Source organism: Shewanella sp. GXUN23E (genome assembly GCF_050865035.1).
In the GTDB taxonomy this organism is placed as follows: domain Bacteria; phylum Pseudomonadota; class Gammaproteobacteria; order Enterobacterales; family Shewanellaceae; genus Shewanella.
On record NZ_JBOZWP010000018.1, the window covers coordinates 17,154 to 34,039 of the forward strand.

The following is a 16,886-nucleotide window of genomic DNA, read 5'->3' on the forward strand; positions in this document are numbered from 1 at the left end:
TGTACAATGAAAGCGAGCCGATGGCTCGCTTTTTTAATGGGGGGCTTTCAAGTGAAAACAGCATTGTTATTGGTTGCCGGGGCACTGGCACTGGGTGGCTGCACTCAGGGTGGGAAATGGAGTCTGATTTATCAGCCGGATATTCAGCCAGGTGAAGACTTTATTCAGGTGGAGTCGCTCAAAATGGATGCCATCAGCGGCTATTATGGCACTCTGGAGCAATGCCGTCTTAAAGGCGAGGGCATGCGCCGGTTGGCGGGTGATAAAGGGGACTATATTTGTGGCTTTGAGTGTCAGACTGACGAGCAGGGCATGCTGCATTGTCAGGATTTGAGCCGCTGAACCACCAGGCAAAGGAGTGCTTATGGAACTGAGACAGGCGTTTGCGACTCATCTGCCATGGGCTTTATCACAGGTTGAGCCTCAGGGGCTGGAGAATCCCCGCTGGCTGCTGTGGAGTCAGGATGCGGCAGAGATGCTGTCGCTGGTGGGGCCGGATGCCAATGCGCTGGCAGTTTTCTCCGCCAACGCCAGAATGGCCGGTGCCAGTTACCATGCGCAGGTTTACGCCGGACATCAGTTCGGCGGCTATTCCCCCAGGCTGGGGGATGGCCGGGCGATGATCCTCGGTGAAGCGAGGGACATTGATGGTCAATACTGGGATATTGCACTTAAAGGCGCCGGTAAAACCCCTTATTCCCGTCATGGTGATGGAAGGGCGGTATTGCGCTCTGCGGTGCGGGAGTTTCTGGTTTCAGAGGCCCTGTTTCATCTTGGGGTGCCGTCCACCCGTGCTCTGGCGGTGGTGGGCTCTGAGACTCAGGTCTGGCGAGAGTCGCTGGAGACTGCCGCCATTACGGTCAGGCTGGCGCGCAGTCATATCCGCTTCGGTCATTTTGAATATGTTACCCATGGTGAACGGGATCCGGAGCGCCTGCGGCAGCTGGTGGACTTTACGATTAACCAGCATTTCCCGCATCTGAGCTGCGATACAGCCGGTTACGCCGCCTGGTTTGCCGAAGTGGTACAGCGCACAGCTGTGATGATCGCCCACTGGCAGGCCGCCGGTTTTGCCCACGGGGTGATGAATACTGACAACATGTCGATTCTGGGAGACAGTTTCGATTTTGGTCCTTTCTCGTTCCTGGACACCTACCGGGAAAATTTCATCTGCAACCACTCTGATCCCGAGGGGCGTTATGCCTTTGACCGCCAGCCAGGTATTGCGCTGTGGAACTTACAGCGGCTGGCACAGGCGTTATCACCTTTGATTTCATCGGATGCTCTGATCGCAGGGCTGGACGGTTATCAGCATGCGCTGGTGCAGCACTACCTTATCCTGATGCGACAGAAGATAGGATTGCCTGCTGGTCAGGCGGCAGAGGATTTACAAATTGTCAGCGGGCTGATGAGCCTGTTTGAGAAAAATGCGCTGGATTACACCAACAGCATGCGGATGTTTGCGCAATGGCGGCCGGGTGAAAGCCATTTTGCCCTGAGAGATGAGTGCCTTGACAGTGCGGCATTTGATGCCTGGTTTCAGGCCTATGAAAAGCGGCTTGGCCGGGTTGCTGATGCTGAACTCTGGCGGCGGCAGCGACAGGCCGCCAATCCCAGGTATATTTTACGTAACTATCTGGCGCAGGAGGCGATTGACGCTGCGCAGCAAGGTGATAATCAGCCTTTGAATACCCTGTATCAGCTGCTGCGCAATCCATTTGACGAGCAACCGGATATGGCGCAGTATGCCCGCCGTCCTCCCCGTTGGGGGGAGGGACTCATTTGTTCCTGCAGCAGTTGACCCTTTTCGCGTCAGCGGGCTGAACATGCATTTACAGGAGAGGCTTTTGCAATCGATTGTGATTCACGGATATGAGCTGGATCCGGCACATCTGAGCCTGCAGATCCGCGCGATAATCGACTTTGAGCAGTTTGACCGCTTTGCCTTGCCGCTGCTCGGGGCACTGGATTGCAGTGTGCTTGAAAAACAGTGGGGTGCCGATCGGCACCAATGGCTGCTCGATTTTGAAGGCTGCAGGCTGTGGCTGCACTACGAATTTTATGGCGATATTTGCTGGCTGAGCGTGGAGCGCCCGGAGGAATTTGAGGTGCTGGAATACCTGAGTCGACTGCTGCCCTTATCCCCTGAACATGGGAGACATCAAGATGCATGAATCCAAATGCGCCGTTGATTACCACGGACTGACACCGGATGTGATCCTGAGCGGTATCGAGAGCCTGGGGATCTATCCGGAAACCGGTCTGTTGGCACTTAACAGCTATGAAAACCGGGTGTACCAGTTTCGCTGTGATCGTGGCCATCGCTACGTGGTGAAGTTCTATCGACCGGGTCGCTGGAGCGATGCGCAAATTCTGGAAGAGCATGAGTTCACGCTGGAATTGGCAGATCAGGAAGTGCCGGTGGCCGCACCGCTTGAGCTTGAAGGCAGGACTCTGCACTGGTTCGGGGGCTATCGTTTTGCACTGTTTCCTTCAGTTGGCGGGCGTCAGTTTGAGGTCGATAATTTCGAACATTTGGAACAGATTGGTCGTTTTATCGGTCGTATTCACCAGTTGGGAAGCGCTCATCGGTTTGCCCACCGAGTGACGCTGTCGCCGGATATCTGGTGTCATGCAGCCATCTCATCACTGGCCACAAATGGCCACGTGCCGGTACATCTGGAGGCTGACTTTTTTGATGCCGCCAAACGACTGGCTGATGCGGTTGATAGACACTGGCAGCGCCATGCGGCGTCGGCTATCCGGCTGCATGGCGACCTGCATCCGGGCAATATTCTGTGGACCCCTGATGGTCCGGGATTTGTTGACCTGGACGATGCCTGCATGGGGCCTGCAGTGCAGGACATCTGGATGATGCTGTCAGGCGATCGTCAGACCCGGTTGCTGCAGTTGGATATTTTGCTGGAAGGTTATCAGGAGTTTTGCGATTTTAATCCGGCGCAACTGGCATTGATCGAACCTTTGCGGGCGATGCGGATGCTGTATCACTGCGCCTGGATCAGCCGTCGCTGGGATGATCCGGCGTTTCCCCGTTATTTCCCGTGGTTTGCGGAAGACGGATACTGGCGTCAGCAAATAGCTGCGCTGCAGGAGCAGTTGCAAATGCTGGATGAGGCGCCACTCAGTCTGCAACCATTCTGAGTGGTGGGGCTGGCGGGCATAAAAATCAGCCGGTTGGTGAACTTTTTCTGCTCACTACACTCAAAAAAACAATTGTGTTAGTCTGCCGACAAGCTGTCAGGTATGAGTTGGCAGACACATTGAAATAGGGAAAACAGATGAAAAAAACAATGTTGCTGGTTGCCGCGTTGCTGATGGCACCACTGATGGCCAATGCCGCCGATTTTAAAGAAGGGGTTCATTACAAGGTGATTAATCCAGGACCTGGCAGTGCCAAGCCTGAAATCACTGAGTTTTTCTCCTTTTACTGTGGTCACTGCTTTAACTTCCAGAAAACCGTAGTGCCTACCATCAAGCAAACTCTGCCTGAGGGTGTAACATTCGATCAGGCTCATGTGGAGTTTATCGGTGGTCCTATGGGCGAGCAGATGTCCCGTGCTTACGCCATTGCCAAGCAGCTGGGTGTATTGGACAAGGTTGAGCCCGCACTGTTTTCTGCCATTCATGAAAAGCGTCAGCGTTTCACCAGTGCTGATGATATCCGTGATGTGTTTATCGCCAATGGCGTATCAGGCAAGGACTTCGATGCCGCAGCCAATTCATTCATGGTGAATTCACAGGTTGCCAAGATGCGCAAAGATACCAAAAACGCTGGTATTCAGGGTGTTCCTTCGCTGATCGTAAATGACAAATATCTGGTAATGACCGATAACATCAAGAGCTATCAGGACATGCTGGACATCGCTTACTATCTGGCGCAAAACAAGCCATAAGCGAGTTGGCTGGCTATTGAAAGGCACCCGGGTGGTGCCTTTTTTGTTGTGCCTGAGCCGTTAAGCAGACGAAAAAAAACCGCATTTCCTGGTCGCAAGAAATGCGGTTAGGTTGAGCCAGAAGGCTCAGTTTTACCCTGAGTAACATCCGTAACCTAACAGAGCGTCAAAGTTTTGACAAGCCTGCTTGTGATAACATTGATTTAACTTAATCTTCTTCTGCTAGTATATTTATCAATCAATTACGCGGGTGGAATGATTTGTTTACGGGAATAGTTAGCCTGCAATGAAACTTGTTGACCTGACATAAGGTCAAAAGTATGTAAACTTTGCGCCGGCTCCGGGTCGCTTGTGGTGAGTGACTAGCGGGGGACAGACCATAACAACAACGGATCCACCAGATTGAGTCGCGGTGGTCTGAATAAGGAGGTCATGTGAGGGTTTTTCCGGTATATGCACCAAAACTGATCGTTAAACACGCCCGCATTGTTCTCAATGGGGTCATTTGGGTGAAAGACCTGGGCAGACTTGAATTTGAGAAGGGCCGCTTTTTGTTGCCGCGCAAAAGCGATCCTGAAGTAAAGCAGGCTGTCAGTGAGTTAAACCAGATGATCAACCAGCAGCTGGAGGCCGCCAAAAGCGCCTGATCATTCTGCCTCGCCTCATGATTCCGGCCCCAAATCAGTATTGAGGCCGCGAATACACAAGAAATCTTAATCGACTTCGTTGTTCAGCAGGCCAACCAGACCGGTGACCTTTTCATTCCAGCTGTTCAATTCCTGCTGCAGCTGCTCGTTGTGCTGTTGCAATTGAACATTTTTTTGCTTTTCTTCTTCCAACTCCATTTTCTGAAGTTCGATAGTTTCCAGTGCCGCCTGGATTTTGGTTTCCAGTTTGGACAGTAATTCAAGGCTCATGGGAGTCCTTCCTGTATTGAGGATGCGTTGATAGGATTCTGATTCTAGCAGTGCGCGGGGCCAGAGGAATAGCGCTGTCAGTCAAGTGGCCAAATTTCACTCATTAATTGGATGATGTTTAAAGTTTTTTAGCATTTTGTGGTTAAGCGGGGAGTAAAAACAGTGATACTCTCTGGCAGATTCTGCCAGGTGGAGGCATTTGCCGTCTTTGCCGGATTGCCGAACGTTTTTAATGGACACTGCATGTGGATGGGGACAAGTATCAATGGATGCAACCTGGCTGGCCTTTTTACCGCTACTTCTGACTCTGGTGCTGGCACTGGTATTTCGTCAGACTTTGTTGGCCCTTGGTGCCGGTATTGTTGCCGGAGCTTTGGTATTCAGTGGTTTTGAGCCGCTCAGGGCTTTGTCTTATCTTGGCGACATTGCCACCCGTCAACTCTATCGTGATGGCCAATGGCAGGGCTGGCATCTGGACGTGCTGGCAGCTATGGTCTTGCTCGGGGTGATGACCCAGCTGTTTGCTCGTGGCGGTGCGGTCACTGCGTTCGGCGACTGGCTGTATCAGCGGATCCACACCCGGCGTCAGGCCCGGCTTGGCGTTATACTGCTGGGCTGGCTGGTGTTTATTGATGGTATCTTCAGTTGCCTGGCGGTCGGCCATGTTTGTCAGCCCCTGAGTGATCGCTATCGGATCCGTCGCGAACAATTGGCCTATTTTGTTGATTCCAATGCCTCTCCGCTATGCGCCCTGTTGCCATTTTCCAGCTGGGGACCTTATCTGATTGCGCTGTTGGCCGGGATCAGCTTCTTACCCATATCTCCGTTGAGCGCCTTTCTGGAGTTGGCGCAGATGAACTTCTATGCGGTGCTGACTATTGCTGTGTCGCTGTATGTGGCATGGCGAGGCTTTGGCTTTGGGCCTGCTCTGACTCCTGATACCCGCAATGATGCCATAACCCGCGGTAATCCCTGGCTGTTGCTGTTGCCGATGCTGACATTGCTGCTGGCTTCTGTGGGATTGACGTTATGGTCAGGGGCGGGCAAGGCTGATGGCAATGGCGTGATGGCCTGGCTGGCGGCAGCGGATATCGGAGAGGCGATGCGCAATGCGGCATTGCTGGCGGTTGCTGTCAGTGTGCTGATGATGTTGCGGGCTGGTCGTGGCGGACTGGCTTTGCTTGGTGATCTGCTGCACGGTGTTCGCAGCATGGGATTTGCCATCGGCATTTTACTGTGTACCTGGATGATAGGTTCGGTTATCAAGGATTTGAATATTGCCGGGATGCTGGCTCAGTGGGCGGGACATTACCTCAATCCGTCCCTGCTGGTGGCGGGGATGTTTCTGCTGTGCGCCATGATGGCGTTTACCACAGGCTCCAGCTGGGGGACTTTTGCCATCATGATCCCCATCGGCGCTCAGATAGCCGCCCAGGTCGCACCAGAATTGTTGCTGCCGGCACTCAGTGCGGTATTGGCCGGTTCAGTATTTGGCGATCACTGCTCGCCAATTTCAGACACCAGTGTGCTGAGTGCCACCTCCAGCGGCTGTGAGCCCAGAGCCCACGTGCTGACCCAGTTGCCTTTTGCGCTGGCGGTGGCGTTCAGTGCCATGGTTGGATTTCAAATGCTGAATCTTGGACTTGGCAAAGGCGCCAGCTGGTTGGTTGCGCTGGTGGTAACTGTGTTGCTGTTGACTGTGCTTGAACGCCACTTTGTCAACCGTGATGGCCTGGCAGAGTGAACCAGGCGCAGACGGTTATCAAGCCGCAGATTATTGAGCTGTTGAGATAATCACGCGACCGAAATCAGCGCCTTCCAGAGTTGGGGTGATGGCCAGAATCTGATCCAGGCGGATTGAGCGGGTCTGTACCGGCGTCTCAATCACCAGCCATTCGCTTTTATCGGCCCGGGACTCGGTCGTGATGGCTTTGCCGTTGACCCGCTCCCCACCGCGTAATTCCAGTAGCAGTGGATAACCGCGGATGCAGGCCAGTTCCAGATAATCATATCTTGCACAGGCGATGGGTTGATAAGCTTGCATAATCCCTCCTGTTTCTTTTCTTTAAGCTAGCCTGATGGTGCATTCAGTACAAGGGGGGGAAAGCTTCCGTTTGTTCTTGCGTGTCTGCCCGGCAACTCAATAACCTGACTTCAGCGCCCAAGCCCGGGGCGGATACCCCCGGGCAAACCAGCGTTTTTCTGACGGCGCGAAAGCTCTTGGCTGTTGTCCGGGTCTGTATCTTCACCCGCTACTTGCGTGTCAGAGCAGAAATGAAAGGTGTTATCCGGCTTACGATATGTGGATTGATATTTGTCACGGGGATGGCTCATGGCGCAGGGCAGCGCTATGTCAGCAGTCAATTTGCGCCTTTGATGATTGAACTGTTTACCTCCCAGGGATGCAGCAGTTGTCCGCCGGCAGACGAATGGCTGGCGAAATTGCAGCAGCACCCGCAGCTGTGGCAACGCGTGTTCCCGCTGGCCTTTCACGTGACTTACTGGAATGACTTGGGGTGGCCGGACACCTGGTCTAAGGCGTCATTTTCCAATCGTCAGTACGCGCACTTTCGTCAGGGGCTTGGCAGTCAGGTTTACACCCCGCAGTTATTTGCCAATGGGGAAGAGCTGCGTCGCTGGAGCCTGCTTGGCTGGTCTTTGATGTCGCTTCCGGCACTGCCGGGCGAGTCTGTGGGGAAGTTGGAGGTAATGCTTAATGGCACTGACCTTACCGCAGTGTTTCATGGGCATTTGCCAGCAAAAGCCAGGCTCAACTTTGCCTGGGTAGTCCCTGTGAGTGAGGTCCAGATCCGGCGCGGGGAAAATCAGGGAAGAACATTAACCAATCCGTTTGTAGTGCTGTCTGTCACTGAGATAGGCCGCAGCGACAGCGGCTTTGCCGGCGTCATTCCCGATAAACCGGATCCCGGTCAGGCCCGGTATTGGGTGGCCTGGCTTGAGCTGCAGGGCAGACCTTTGCAGGCGGAGGGGGCTTTGGTGAATTGAATGGTAAACCGGCCGCATATTGCGGCCGGCTTAATCCCTGAATCAAGGGAGCAACACAAAGGCAACGAATTACTTCTTGAAGAAGGCTTCGTTGGTGCCGTAAGGACCAAGACCCAGATCGCGCTTACGGATCTGATCCACACGATCAAAGGCTTCTTCGGCTACGCGCAGGTTTTTCACGTCTTTACGCCAGTAGTATTTGAAACCGTCGAAATGAGCATTCTTCGGATACCAGTACATGACTCCCAGACCTTCCTCGTTCATGATTGGCGTGTTGTGGATATGGTTACCCGGAATGTAGAAGTACTGACCGGTTTTCAGCGGACGGAACTTGTTGTCGGCCAGGGTTGGGCTTTCGCCGTTCACCACATAGTAGCACTCTGGCTGACCATGGAAATGTGGCTCGTGGTCAGATTTACCACCATTGGTGATACCAATAACCATCGGATAATCGGCCAGATCTTTCCACATGTAACCTACTGGCGCATTTTTTAGGTCGCAGTTTTTTACTTCCAGAATGTTGCCGTTGTCATCCAGGCCCTTACAGAAACGCTGGTCGGCTGGAATGCTGTCGTTAGGTTGAATGGTGTTGAAGTCGATTTTACCGGCTTCCCAGGCGGCGATATACGCTTCTACCTGTGGGTCGCGGCACTGCTCAGGCATGGTGTCCTGTGGTACGTAGGGTGAGCTGTCATACGGAACCGGAGTCATCTGCTGATATGGCAGCTGGGCATGGTTACACTGAGGGCCGGAGGCCAGGGCGGCGGTAGAAGTCACGGCAGCCACCAGGGCGCAGATCATTTTCAGTTTCATCGTCATCATCTCTTTTTCTTAGATAGGGCGCAAAGCCGCTAATGGCGGGCATTTTGCGCTGCTTGCAACAAGAATAGAACGGCTGAATTTCGCTAACGGTGAATCGGATCACGGCCATATGGCACTAACAAATTTATTCGTGAAGCGGGTCGCGAATATTTTTGTCCTGCTGCAAATTTGAATTTCAGTGACCCAATTCAAAGCATTGTGGGTCGCTGTGACAGACAGCAAAAAGGCCTGCAGTTGCAGGCCTTTGGAGGTCATGGCGGCGGTATCTGCCGCCTGGTGCCGGACTTAGAAGTAGTAACCTACGTTGATGTTAACGCGGGCATCCCAGTGATCAGCGCCTTCCAGCGGGATCAGACCGATACCACCAGCGTTCAGAGAGCTACCCCACATGTTCTTGCCGAATGACAGATCGATGGAGGAATAGGTTGGGCCGGCAACAATGGCAGCACCGGTAACGTTCTGGTAGCTGTCTTTGAAGCGCTTGTCGTCAACATCCGGAGTCAGCACGTTGAAGTCGTTGTACAGCTTTACGCTGCCGAAGTCAGTGCCAATGGTCTTGGACACGTTGAAGGTGTACTGCTGACCTTTGTCAGCCACTTCCAGTCCCCAGCCGCCCTGAGCGAAGGCAACCATGTGTTCGGTGCCGGCTTCAGCGTCAACGGTATTGAACTCATAGGTCAGTGCCTGAGCAGTGAAGTTCCAGCCCTGATAGTTGGTGCTCATGTGCAGCGCAAAGGCGTGACGGTCACCGCTGTTGTTGGTCTTGCTGTTGTACAGCTGGCCGTACTGGACAGAACCACCGAAAGTGGTGGAGCCACCGTGGTGTTCAACAGTGTAGGTCTGACGCAGGTTGAACTGGTTGCGTTCTTCGTTGTTGTACTCGTGACCGTTTACGGTACCAGTGTGGATATCACCTGCGTACTGCTTGGCTTCTCTGGCACCGTATTCTGCGCCGTTGAAGTAAGCGATATCAGTGGCCCAGCCACCTTTCTGGTACACGGCCTTGATACCGGTATCATAGTCATCTTCGAAGCCCATGTAGTAACCAATGGTCATCCACCATGAGTTGGAAGCAATACCCGGGTTACCGAATGGAACCTGGGTGATACCTACCTGCAGTTGCAGATCCGGGTTGATATCGTAGTAGCCGTAGCCGTACTTGATAAAGTTCTTGTCAGAGGCAAAGCGGTATTCCGCTTCCAGACCGAAGTCACCCTGCTTGGCACTGACTTTCGCTGTCACGACGTCAAACTTGAACTCGCCGCCTTTATCTTCGTTGCCGTATTTGTCATCGGCCCACTGATAGTTAGCGCGAACAGAGCCGCCGAATTTAATTCCATCTTCCTGCGCTGCGTGGGCGGCGAAGGAGCTCGCGCTGACAGCAGCCGCCACTAAGGACAACATAAACTTAGTGTTCATCATTCTTATTCCTAGGTACATTGAGGGGGTGGTCTTTCCCAAACTCCCCCTCTTGTTTTTAATTACATCTCTTCAGACCTGGTGCGGTGGCTACTGGCACGCGGCAAAGCCTTGTTTTTGTTGCTTTGCGTGACAGGCCAAACTGCCCGCATCCTGACAGAAGTGGATGGACTTGTGCGGATGGGCTTCCGGTTCAGCCAGCTTGCTCTCGTCCATTGCGATGCCGGTAATCTCGTCGTGGCACTCCACGCGCAGCATCGATTGCGTTTTACTTGCCGGATCCCTGGTGGCACGCCTGACAGCCATCTTCATAGTGAAAACTATGATTTTCGCGACCGAGGAGTTTACCTTTCACCTCAATCAATTCACCAGATTGAGCAACACCAATTAGTGATGCAGTTAACGTTAATGAGGTTGTGAACTTATTTATTTGTGACGTCCATTTGAAACCCGCTTGTAGTCGTGATGTTTGGAAACGTTTTTTACTTGCAGGTAACTAGAGAAAGCTATTAGGCAGGGCGGATACGAAACTTTTGGTTAACAGAGTGGGATGTGATAGATGGATGTATGGTGCTGGCCGGGGGCATTGGGCCAGCACCAAAAGTCAGCCTTCACGGGGGCGAAGGCCGACATAGTGCCGAATGTCCGGCGCTGCGCTTCAACCGCAACGGCGGTTGAAGCGTAACGGCTGTTACATGACCTTAAACCAGGTACGGTGGCAGTCAGTACAGATAGGGGCTTTTTGTTTGTGCTCGGCGTGGCATGCCAGACAGCTGGCGCCATCACCGAAGTGTACCGACTTGTGCGGGTTGGCTTCATGAACCGGCAGTACACTCTCATCGATGGCGATTTCAGACGGTTTACCGTGACACTCGATACAGGCGCTGTCGTCGATGGCTTTCTTGTTCTTGTCAACGTGACAGTTGGCACAGTCTGAGTGCAGCATCTCGTGGTTGGCTCGGCCTTCCAGTTTGCCTTTCATCTTGATCATGTCGCCGGCTTGCGCTGCGCCGGTCAGTGCCAGACTGACGAGCAGAGCGGTTAACAACTTATTCATTATGCGCTCCTTAATTACGCGTCAGCTTTGATGGTTTTGGACACAACAATACCCATGGCCAGGCCTTCCAGACAGGCACAGGAACTCAGACGGGTTTCACCGTGGATACCGCCGGTGGCTTCACCGATGGCGTACAGGTTCTTCATTACGCTCAGATCCCTGGAAGCCAGTACCCGACCTTCGGTATCGGTTTTCAGACCACCCATGCAGTAGTGCACTTTTGGCCATACGCGGGATACGACAAACGGTGGTGCCAGATGACGGGCGGTGTCCATCTTGCGGCCAAACAGCGGATCGTGGCGTGCGGCAACGTGCTGATTGTGCAGATCGATGCTTTCCTGCAGGGCTTTGGGATCGATATTGAAGCGCTCAGCCATCTCTTCCACTGAGTTCATCACCCAGGCCATCTTGTCACGCAGTGCACGGGTCACACGGTCGTCATCCGGATGGTCGTTATAGTTAAAGAAGGCGATTGGGTATGCCGGGCTGTTGTCCGGATAACGGTTGGCGCTGATACGCTCGGAGCAGTACTTTCGGTCACGGCGTTCATCCATAAAGCGTTTGCCATCGAGCACGCTCACGACCATACCTTCGTGCCAGGTAATGGACAGCAGGGCGTTGGACCAGCCAAAGCCTCCTTCATCCGGGCTGCCCCAATGACCGGATTGGATCATGTTCATATGCACCGCCAGCGCGCCGTGAGACATGGCGGTCATGGTCACTTCACCGGTAGCGCCCTTGGCGTTGGTGCAGTCATAGGTTGGATCCAGTGATGGATCGAAGATATTGCGCAGAGTCATGTTCTGGGCGAAGCCGCCGGTGGCAATCACCACGCCTTTATTGGCTTTGATGAATTTCACCTGACCTGAGCTGGCATTCGGGAACTGGTAGTTGAAACGCACTTTCACACCCAGCACAGTCGTGCCATCCATGATGAAGTCTTCAACATAAGCCTGCTTGCGGAAGTCTACGCCTTGCTTTACGCAGGTTTCGTAGTAGTTCTGGGTGATTTCACCGCCTGTTCCATAAGTGGTGCGAACGGCGCGGGCCTTGTTGTGGCCGCCCACCTGCATGTTGAAGCCTTCACGGAAAGTGACACCGTTGGCAACACACTGCTCAAAGGATTCCAGCGCGTGCTCGGCGATACGCATCAGGTGTGGACGGCTGGCCATACCGCGGCCGGAGATCATCTGATCTTTTACCAGTTCTTCCGGGCTGTCATCGGTAATTCCCTGTGCCAGCTGAATCGGGTTGCGGGGAACGGCAAACCAACCGCCGTTGATGGCAGAGTTTCCACCGATAACCTGCATCTTTTCCAGTACCAGTACTGAACCCAGATTCTGATTCTTGGCATTGTGTGCGGCGGACAGACCCGCAAAGCCGGAACCAATAATCACTACGTCATGGGTTTCATCCCATTTGATCTCTTTGCTGCAGGAGGAAGCGGCAGCAGTGGCAGAGAAGCTGGCTGCCAGACCACCCAGTGCCGCACCGGCACCGAGCTTGAGGAAGTTACGTCTGTTTTGCATGTTGATGACCTCAATAAATGATGGCCTCAAGATATATGCGTATTCACAGAGGTAGAGTGAACTGGCTCACGGGCAGATGGAGATGGAAAGTTTCTTCGGGATTCCTCTCACGAACAAGTTTTCTCTTCTGCCAAAAGGGGTATATGAGTTGTTTCACGAATTAATGATATACCCCTTGGGGAAATGTGAATCAGCTTCAGCTTTGGGGTGAGTGGCCTGTTGTTTTAGTGTGAGTTTGCACATACTCTGCGCAGCAATTAACCCTAAGGTGATAGAACATGAAGTGCCCATCTGAGCCGCTGACCACCCTGAGATGCAATCAAATTCTGGATGCTGCCGAGCACCTGATTGAGACTCAGGGCATAGTGTCATTCAAGTTTTCACAACTGGCCAAGGAAGTGGGCTGTTCAACCGGAACCCTGTATAAATTCTTTGAAGGCAAGGAAGATATTCTGGTTTGCCTGTTTATGCGCAACGCCACCAGCAACAATCTGCCGATCTTTCTGGCGCAAAATCCGGAACTGACGGCGCAGGAAAAGGTGCTGTTACCCGTCCTGTTTACCTTCGAGACTATCAAACGCTCCAAGAGTTTCTTCACCCTAAGATCGGTATCGGTCAACACCATGGTGTGGCAGCTTGCCAGTGCTGACAAGATTGAACGCTTCAAGAAGCGTATCAATACCTTCTGGACCTTTATCCGCAGCTCGCTGGAGGAGGCGGTCGCCAAAGGTGAGCTGAATGCTTCGCCGCTGCAACAGGCAGAGCTGGCGCAGGGCATTATCTTCTACCTGACCGGTTCTCTTACTCAGTTTGAAAGCCAGTTGATCAACCCGGATTTTCTGGGGGAGCGGCGCGAGACCTGTTACCGCCATCTGGCGAGATTGATGGCGCAGTATCACTGGCAATTGCCGCTGACCCGCGAGAAGTTCGACTCACTGGAGCTGCAGACTAAAGTGTTCTTCGATAAACACTACCGGGCACACATGACCTGTGCCGCCTGCAACCAACTGGCCAGCGTCAAACCCGGTTGCAGTAGCGACTGTACCCGCGAGCAGACGCGGGCAAGCTGAGAAAATCTGTGATCCGGCTGCCACTTGCTTGACTTTGTTTGAGCCTCTCCCTAGTCTGCTCAAACAATCAACAAGGTGGTATGCCATGGAAATCAAATATAATTTAAAACCTTCATCAGAGCGCCGCTCGGAACCTTTCGTGCCGGAAGGGGATGTCGGCTTTGGCGTACGTCGTACCGATCATATGTTCGTCATGGATTTTTATGACGGTGAGTGGCGGGATGCCCGCATTGTGCCCTACGCCCCCTTTGAGCTGATGCCGGGCACCATGGCGCTGCATTATGGCCAGTCTATTTTTGAAGGCGCCAAAGCCTTCATGCACGACGACGGTGAAATCTATACATTCCGTATCGACAAGAACGCCGAGCGCATGAATCGCAGCGCCGGAATTGTGTGCATTCCTGCGCTGGACGAAGCCATGCAGGTCAAGGCGATCCAGGCGCTGATCGATGTCGATCGCCTGTGGTTCCCTCGCCAGGATGGTGCCTGTATTTACATTCGCCCCTTCATCTTTGCCACTGAAGACAGGCTGTCGGTCAGCCCCAGCAGCCGTTATACCTTCTGTGTGATGCTCAGTCCCAGCGGCGCATACTACAAAGCCGGTTTCAGCAATGCCATCCGCTTGCTCATTACCACCAAATACCACAGGGCTGTGTCCGGCGGAACCGGGGCTTCCAAGGCGGCGGGTAACTATGCCGCTTCGCTGCGTGCCGCCAAAGCGGCTGCGGAAATGGGGGCTGCTCAGGTGTTGTATCTGGATGCCAACAATCAGCAGATTGAAGAAGTGGGCGCCATGAACCACTTCCATGTGCGCAAAGACGGCACAGTGATCATCCCCAAATTCACCGACACTATTCTTAAGTCCATTACTTCACTGTCGATTATGGAGCTCAGTGACATGCTTGGCTGCGAAGTACGCCAGGAAACCGTGATGCTGGACAAATTCATCGCCGACATTGAGGCCGGTGAGATTGTTGAGGCCGGAGGTTTCGGTACCGCGGCCGTGGTGTCACCTGTGGGCTCTTACATCTTTGAAGATGGCCGTACTGTCACTGTCGGTGACGGTCAGGTTGGCCCGCATGTCCGCCGCATCTACAAACTGTTCACTGACATTCAGAATGGTAAAACCCAGGGCCCTGCTGGCTGGGTGGTCAGGGTGCCACGCCTGTATACAGAAGCCTGACAGGCAATTGCCTGTGATGAAAAAGCCACCTGAGGGTGGCTTTTTTGCGTCTGCATTCCGGCGGTTTATCAGAGAGTGCCCAGTTCGATTTGCGTGGTAATTGATACCGGCTGCTTTTCCACGTTTTCTGCCGTGGCGACAAACTTGATCTGGTTTAGCTGCTCAAACGCAATGGGGTCGTATTCAGCGCTTGGCACTATGTTATATACCTTCAATTCAGCGATTTCACCCTCCGTTGTTATCGAATAACTGACGGTAAAGCTGACATTCTCCTGAGGGAAAAGGGGGCTCCAATCCATGATGTGGCCGATGGGGATCCAGAGTCGACTGGCATGATGCTCGGCCGTTTCTGGCGCGATATTGCTGGCGCAGCCTGTCAGGACTCCGGATACCAAAACAGCAAGAATAATGTGTTTAGCTGATTTCAATTGTGTGCCCATTCCTTTGTTTTTACTCAATCATTTTGTTGAGTCATCCCTGATTTTCCGGGCGCAATATTACCATGTTGGTATTGGGAATGTTGCATGGATGTGTCAGTCGTTCGACTGGTTATTGGCAAGCAGAAGGAGCATAACCCATTGATAATGAGTGAAAGCCTTGCGGGCAGTGAGCACAGCTACTCAAGCTCAGTTTGGTTGAACTGCCATGCAGACGCAGCATGGGACAGGCGAATAGGGTGACGCGAAGATGCAGAGCAATAAAAAGCGCCCCTGTTGGGGCGCTGTGACTGTTATGCCTGAGGAGTGCGCACTGCGCCTTCCATCAGAATGCGGGCGCTGCGGCTCATAATCGCCTTGGTGACCTGCCACTGGCCATCCACCAGTTTGGCTTCGGCGCCGACTCTCAGGGTGCCCGACGGATGGCCGAAGTTTACTGCTTTTAACGCAGAGGCCTGACACTCGTCGCCACTCTTGCCTCCAGCGGCCGCCAGGTTCACCAAAGTGCCCGGAATGGCCGCTGCTGTGCCTATGGCCACGGCGCAGGTGCCCATCATGGCGTGGTGCAACTTGCCCATGGACAGGGCGCGAACCAGCAAGTCTACATCTTTGGCTTCAATCTGCTTACCGGCTGAGGAGACATAGTCTTTGGCCTGCGCCACAAAGGCGATTTTCGGCGTGTGCTGGCGGGTTTTGGCTTCTTCCAGCGAGTTAATTAAGCCCATCTTCATGGCGCCAATGGCCCGCAGCGCTTCAAAGCGCGCAAGGGCCGCAGCATCACCATTAATGGCATCCTGTAGCTCAGTGCCGCTGTAACCGATATCGGCCGCATTGACGAAGATGGTGGGGATCCCTGAATTGATTAAGGTGGCCTCAAGCACGCCGCCGGCGACTAACTCCTCCGGTACTTCCAGCTTATCAACCAGATTGCCGGTTGGGAAAATCGCCCCTTCGCCATCGGCAGGATCGATAAACTCCAGCACGATTTCGGCGGCGGGGAAAGTCACGCCATCGAGCTCAAAATCACCGGTTTCCTGCACTTCGCCGTTGGTGACCGGCACTCTGGTGATAATGGTTTTATGGATATTGGCCTGCCAGATGCGTACTTCGCAGATGCCGTTATGTGGCACCCGGCTTGGGTCTATCAAGCCGGCGTGAATGGCAAAGGCGCCCGCTGCGGTGGACAGGTTACCGCAGTTGCCGCTCCAGTCGACGAAGGCCGAATCTATCGCCACCTGACCATAGAGGTAATCGACATCATGATCCGGCACCTGGCTCTTGCTCATGATGACGCACTTGCTGGTGCTGGAGGTGGCGCCGCCCATGCCGTCTGTATGTTTGCCATAAGGATCCGGGCTGCCAATGACCCGCATCAACAGCGCATCGCGCGCTTCGCCGGGCACTTGGGCTACCTGCGGTAGATCTTCAAGGCGGAAGAATACGCCTTTACTGGTGCCGCCACGCATATAGGTGGCGGGAATTTTAATCTGAGGTTTAAAGGTCATGGTTCTTTCCTTTCGTCTTGCTTAACC

The 16,886-nt window shown here is 53.5% G+C and carries 19 protein-coding genes; 10 read left to right on the plus strand and 9 right to left on the minus strand.

Going from position 1 to position 16,886, the window contains the following annotated elements:
• Positions 1-51: 51 nt before the first annotated feature.
• The 6 genes from ACRRUX_RS14865 to ACRRUX_RS14890 all read left to right on the plus strand — a co-directional run bounded on the left by ACRRUX_RS14865 (position 52) and on the right by ACRRUX_RS14890 (position 4,561).
• Positions 52-342 carry a hypothetical protein gene (locus tag ACRRUX_RS14865; RefSeq protein WP_432531713.1) on the plus strand — a complete coding sequence of 97 codons (291 nt, stop codon included), beginning with the start codon at positions 52-54 and terminating at the stop codon, positions 340-342.
• A 22-nt stretch (positions 343-364) separates the two neighbouring features.
• Positions 365-1,801, plus strand: a complete 1,437-nt coding sequence (locus ACRRUX_RS14870) for a protein adenylyltransferase SelO (RefSeq protein ID WP_432531715.1) — start codon at positions 365-367, stop codon at positions 1,799-1,801.
• Between the two features lie 46 nt (positions 1,802-1,847).
• Complete coding sequence (locus tag ACRRUX_RS14875; protein WP_432531717.1) at positions 1,848-2,174, plus strand: DUF3630 family protein; 327 nt, start codon at positions 1,848-1,850, stop codon at positions 2,172-2,174.
• A complete protein-coding gene (locus ACRRUX_RS14880; RefSeq protein ID WP_432531719.1) occupies positions 2,167-3,162 on the plus strand; it encodes a serine/threonine protein kinase in 996 nt (331 codons plus the stop codon). The genes ACRRUX_RS14875 and ACRRUX_RS14880 overlap by 8 nt, the downstream gene beginning before the upstream one ends.
• A gap of 137 nt (positions 3,163-3,299) precedes the next feature.
• Positions 3,300-3,914, plus strand: a complete 615-nt coding sequence (locus ACRRUX_RS14885; protein WP_432531721.1) for a thiol:disulfide interchange protein DsbA/DsbL — start codon at positions 3,300-3,302, stop codon at positions 3,912-3,914.
• A gap of 434 nt (positions 3,915-4,348) precedes the next feature.
• A complete protein-coding gene (locus ACRRUX_RS14890) occupies positions 4,349-4,561 on the plus strand; it encodes a DUF1107 domain-containing protein (RefSeq protein ID WP_432531723.1) in 213 nt (70 codons plus the stop codon).
• A gap of 66 nt (positions 4,562-4,627) precedes the next feature.
• On the opposite strand, the gene ACRRUX_RS14895 is transcribed toward ACRRUX_RS14890, so the two are convergent.
• On the minus strand, positions 4,628-4,831 hold the full coding sequence (locus ACRRUX_RS14895) for a cell division protein ZapB (protein ID WP_432531725.1): 204 nt from the start codon (positions 4,829-4,831) through the stop codon (positions 4,628-4,630).
• Between the two features lie 265 nt (positions 4,832-5,096).
• On the opposite strand from ACRRUX_RS14895, the gene ACRRUX_RS14900 reads away from it, so the two are divergent.
• Positions 5,097-6,575 (plus strand): Na+/H+ antiporter NhaC family protein, encoded by a 1,479-nt coding sequence (locus ACRRUX_RS14900; protein ID WP_432531727.1) that lies wholly within the window; start codon positions 5,097-5,099, stop codon positions 6,573-6,575.
• A gap of 30 nt (positions 6,576-6,605) precedes the next feature.
• Here the strand turns inward: ACRRUX_RS14900 and ACRRUX_RS14905 are convergent, their stop codons facing one another.
• Positions 6,606-6,875, minus strand: coding sequence for a Rho-binding antiterminator (locus ACRRUX_RS14905; protein WP_432531729.1), 270 nt, complete (start codon positions 6,873-6,875; stop codon positions 6,606-6,608).
• Between the two features lie 281 nt (positions 6,876-7,156).
• Here ACRRUX_RS14905 and ACRRUX_RS14910 point away from each other — a divergent pair, with 281 nt between their 5' ends.
• Entirely contained in the window at positions 7,157-7,837 is a 681-nt protein-coding gene (locus tag ACRRUX_RS14910; protein ID WP_432531731.1) for a DUF1223 domain-containing protein, read from the plus strand.
• Between the two features lie 69 nt (positions 7,838-7,906).
• Here ACRRUX_RS14910 and ACRRUX_RS14915 read toward each other — a convergent pair whose 3' ends face one another.
• The 5 genes from ACRRUX_RS14915 to ACRRUX_RS14935 all read right to left on the minus strand — a co-directional run bounded on the left by ACRRUX_RS14915 (position 7,907) and on the right by ACRRUX_RS14935 (position 12,664).
• Positions 7,907-8,650: a cupin domain-containing protein gene (locus ACRRUX_RS14915; RefSeq protein WP_432531732.1), complete on the minus strand. Its 744-nt coding sequence runs from the start codon at positions 8,648-8,650 to the stop codon at positions 7,907-7,909.
• Positions 8,651-8,944: 294 nt separating this feature from the next.
• Positions 8,945-10,087 carry a hypothetical protein gene (locus ACRRUX_RS14920; RefSeq protein WP_432531838.1) on the minus strand — a complete coding sequence of 381 codons (1,143 nt, stop codon included), beginning with the start codon at positions 10,085-10,087 and terminating at the stop codon, positions 8,945-8,947.
• A gap of 81 nt (positions 10,088-10,168) precedes the next feature.
• On the minus strand, positions 10,169-10,390 hold the full coding sequence (locus ACRRUX_RS14925; RefSeq protein ID WP_432531734.1) for a hypothetical protein: 222 nt from the start codon (positions 10,388-10,390) through the stop codon (positions 10,169-10,171).
• A gap of 379 nt (positions 10,391-10,769) precedes the next feature.
• Positions 10,770-11,135 (minus strand): cytochrome c3 family protein, encoded by a 366-nt coding sequence (locus ACRRUX_RS14930; protein ID WP_432531736.1) that lies wholly within the window; start codon positions 11,133-11,135, stop codon positions 10,770-10,772.
• A 14-nt stretch (positions 11,136-11,149) separates the two neighbouring features.
• Positions 11,150-12,664 carry a flavocytochrome c gene (locus ACRRUX_RS14935; RefSeq protein WP_432531738.1) on the minus strand — a complete coding sequence of 505 codons (1,515 nt, stop codon included), beginning with the start codon at positions 12,662-12,664 and terminating at the stop codon, positions 11,150-11,152.
• A 278-nt stretch (positions 12,665-12,942) separates the two neighbouring features.
• Between ACRRUX_RS14935 and ACRRUX_RS14940 the strand changes: the two genes are divergently transcribed.
• Together ACRRUX_RS14940 and ACRRUX_RS14945 are read left to right on the plus strand one after the other, a co-directional pair.
• Entirely contained in the window at positions 12,943-13,734 is a 792-nt protein-coding gene (locus ACRRUX_RS14940) for a TetR/AcrR family transcriptional regulator (RefSeq protein ID WP_432531740.1), read from the plus strand.
• An 85-nt stretch (positions 13,735-13,819) separates the two neighbouring features.
• A complete protein-coding gene (locus ACRRUX_RS14945; RefSeq protein WP_432531742.1) occupies positions 13,820-14,917 on the plus strand; it encodes a branched-chain amino acid aminotransferase in 1,098 nt (365 codons plus the stop codon).
• 68 nt (positions 14,918-14,985) lie between these two features.
• On the opposite strand, the gene ACRRUX_RS14950 is transcribed toward ACRRUX_RS14945, so the two are convergent.
• Together ACRRUX_RS14950 and prpF are read right to left on the minus strand one after the other, a co-directional pair.
• A complete protein-coding gene (locus ACRRUX_RS14950) occupies positions 14,986-15,345 on the minus strand; it encodes a hypothetical protein (RefSeq protein WP_432531744.1) in 360 nt (119 codons plus the stop codon).
• A 302-nt stretch (positions 15,346-15,647) separates the two neighbouring features.
• Positions 15,648-16,859: a 2-methylaconitate cis-trans isomerase PrpF gene (prpF, locus tag ACRRUX_RS14955; RefSeq protein WP_432531746.1), complete on the minus strand. Its 1,212-nt coding sequence runs from the start codon at positions 16,857-16,859 to the stop codon at positions 15,648-15,650.
• Positions 16,860-16,886: the final 27 nt, after the last annotated feature.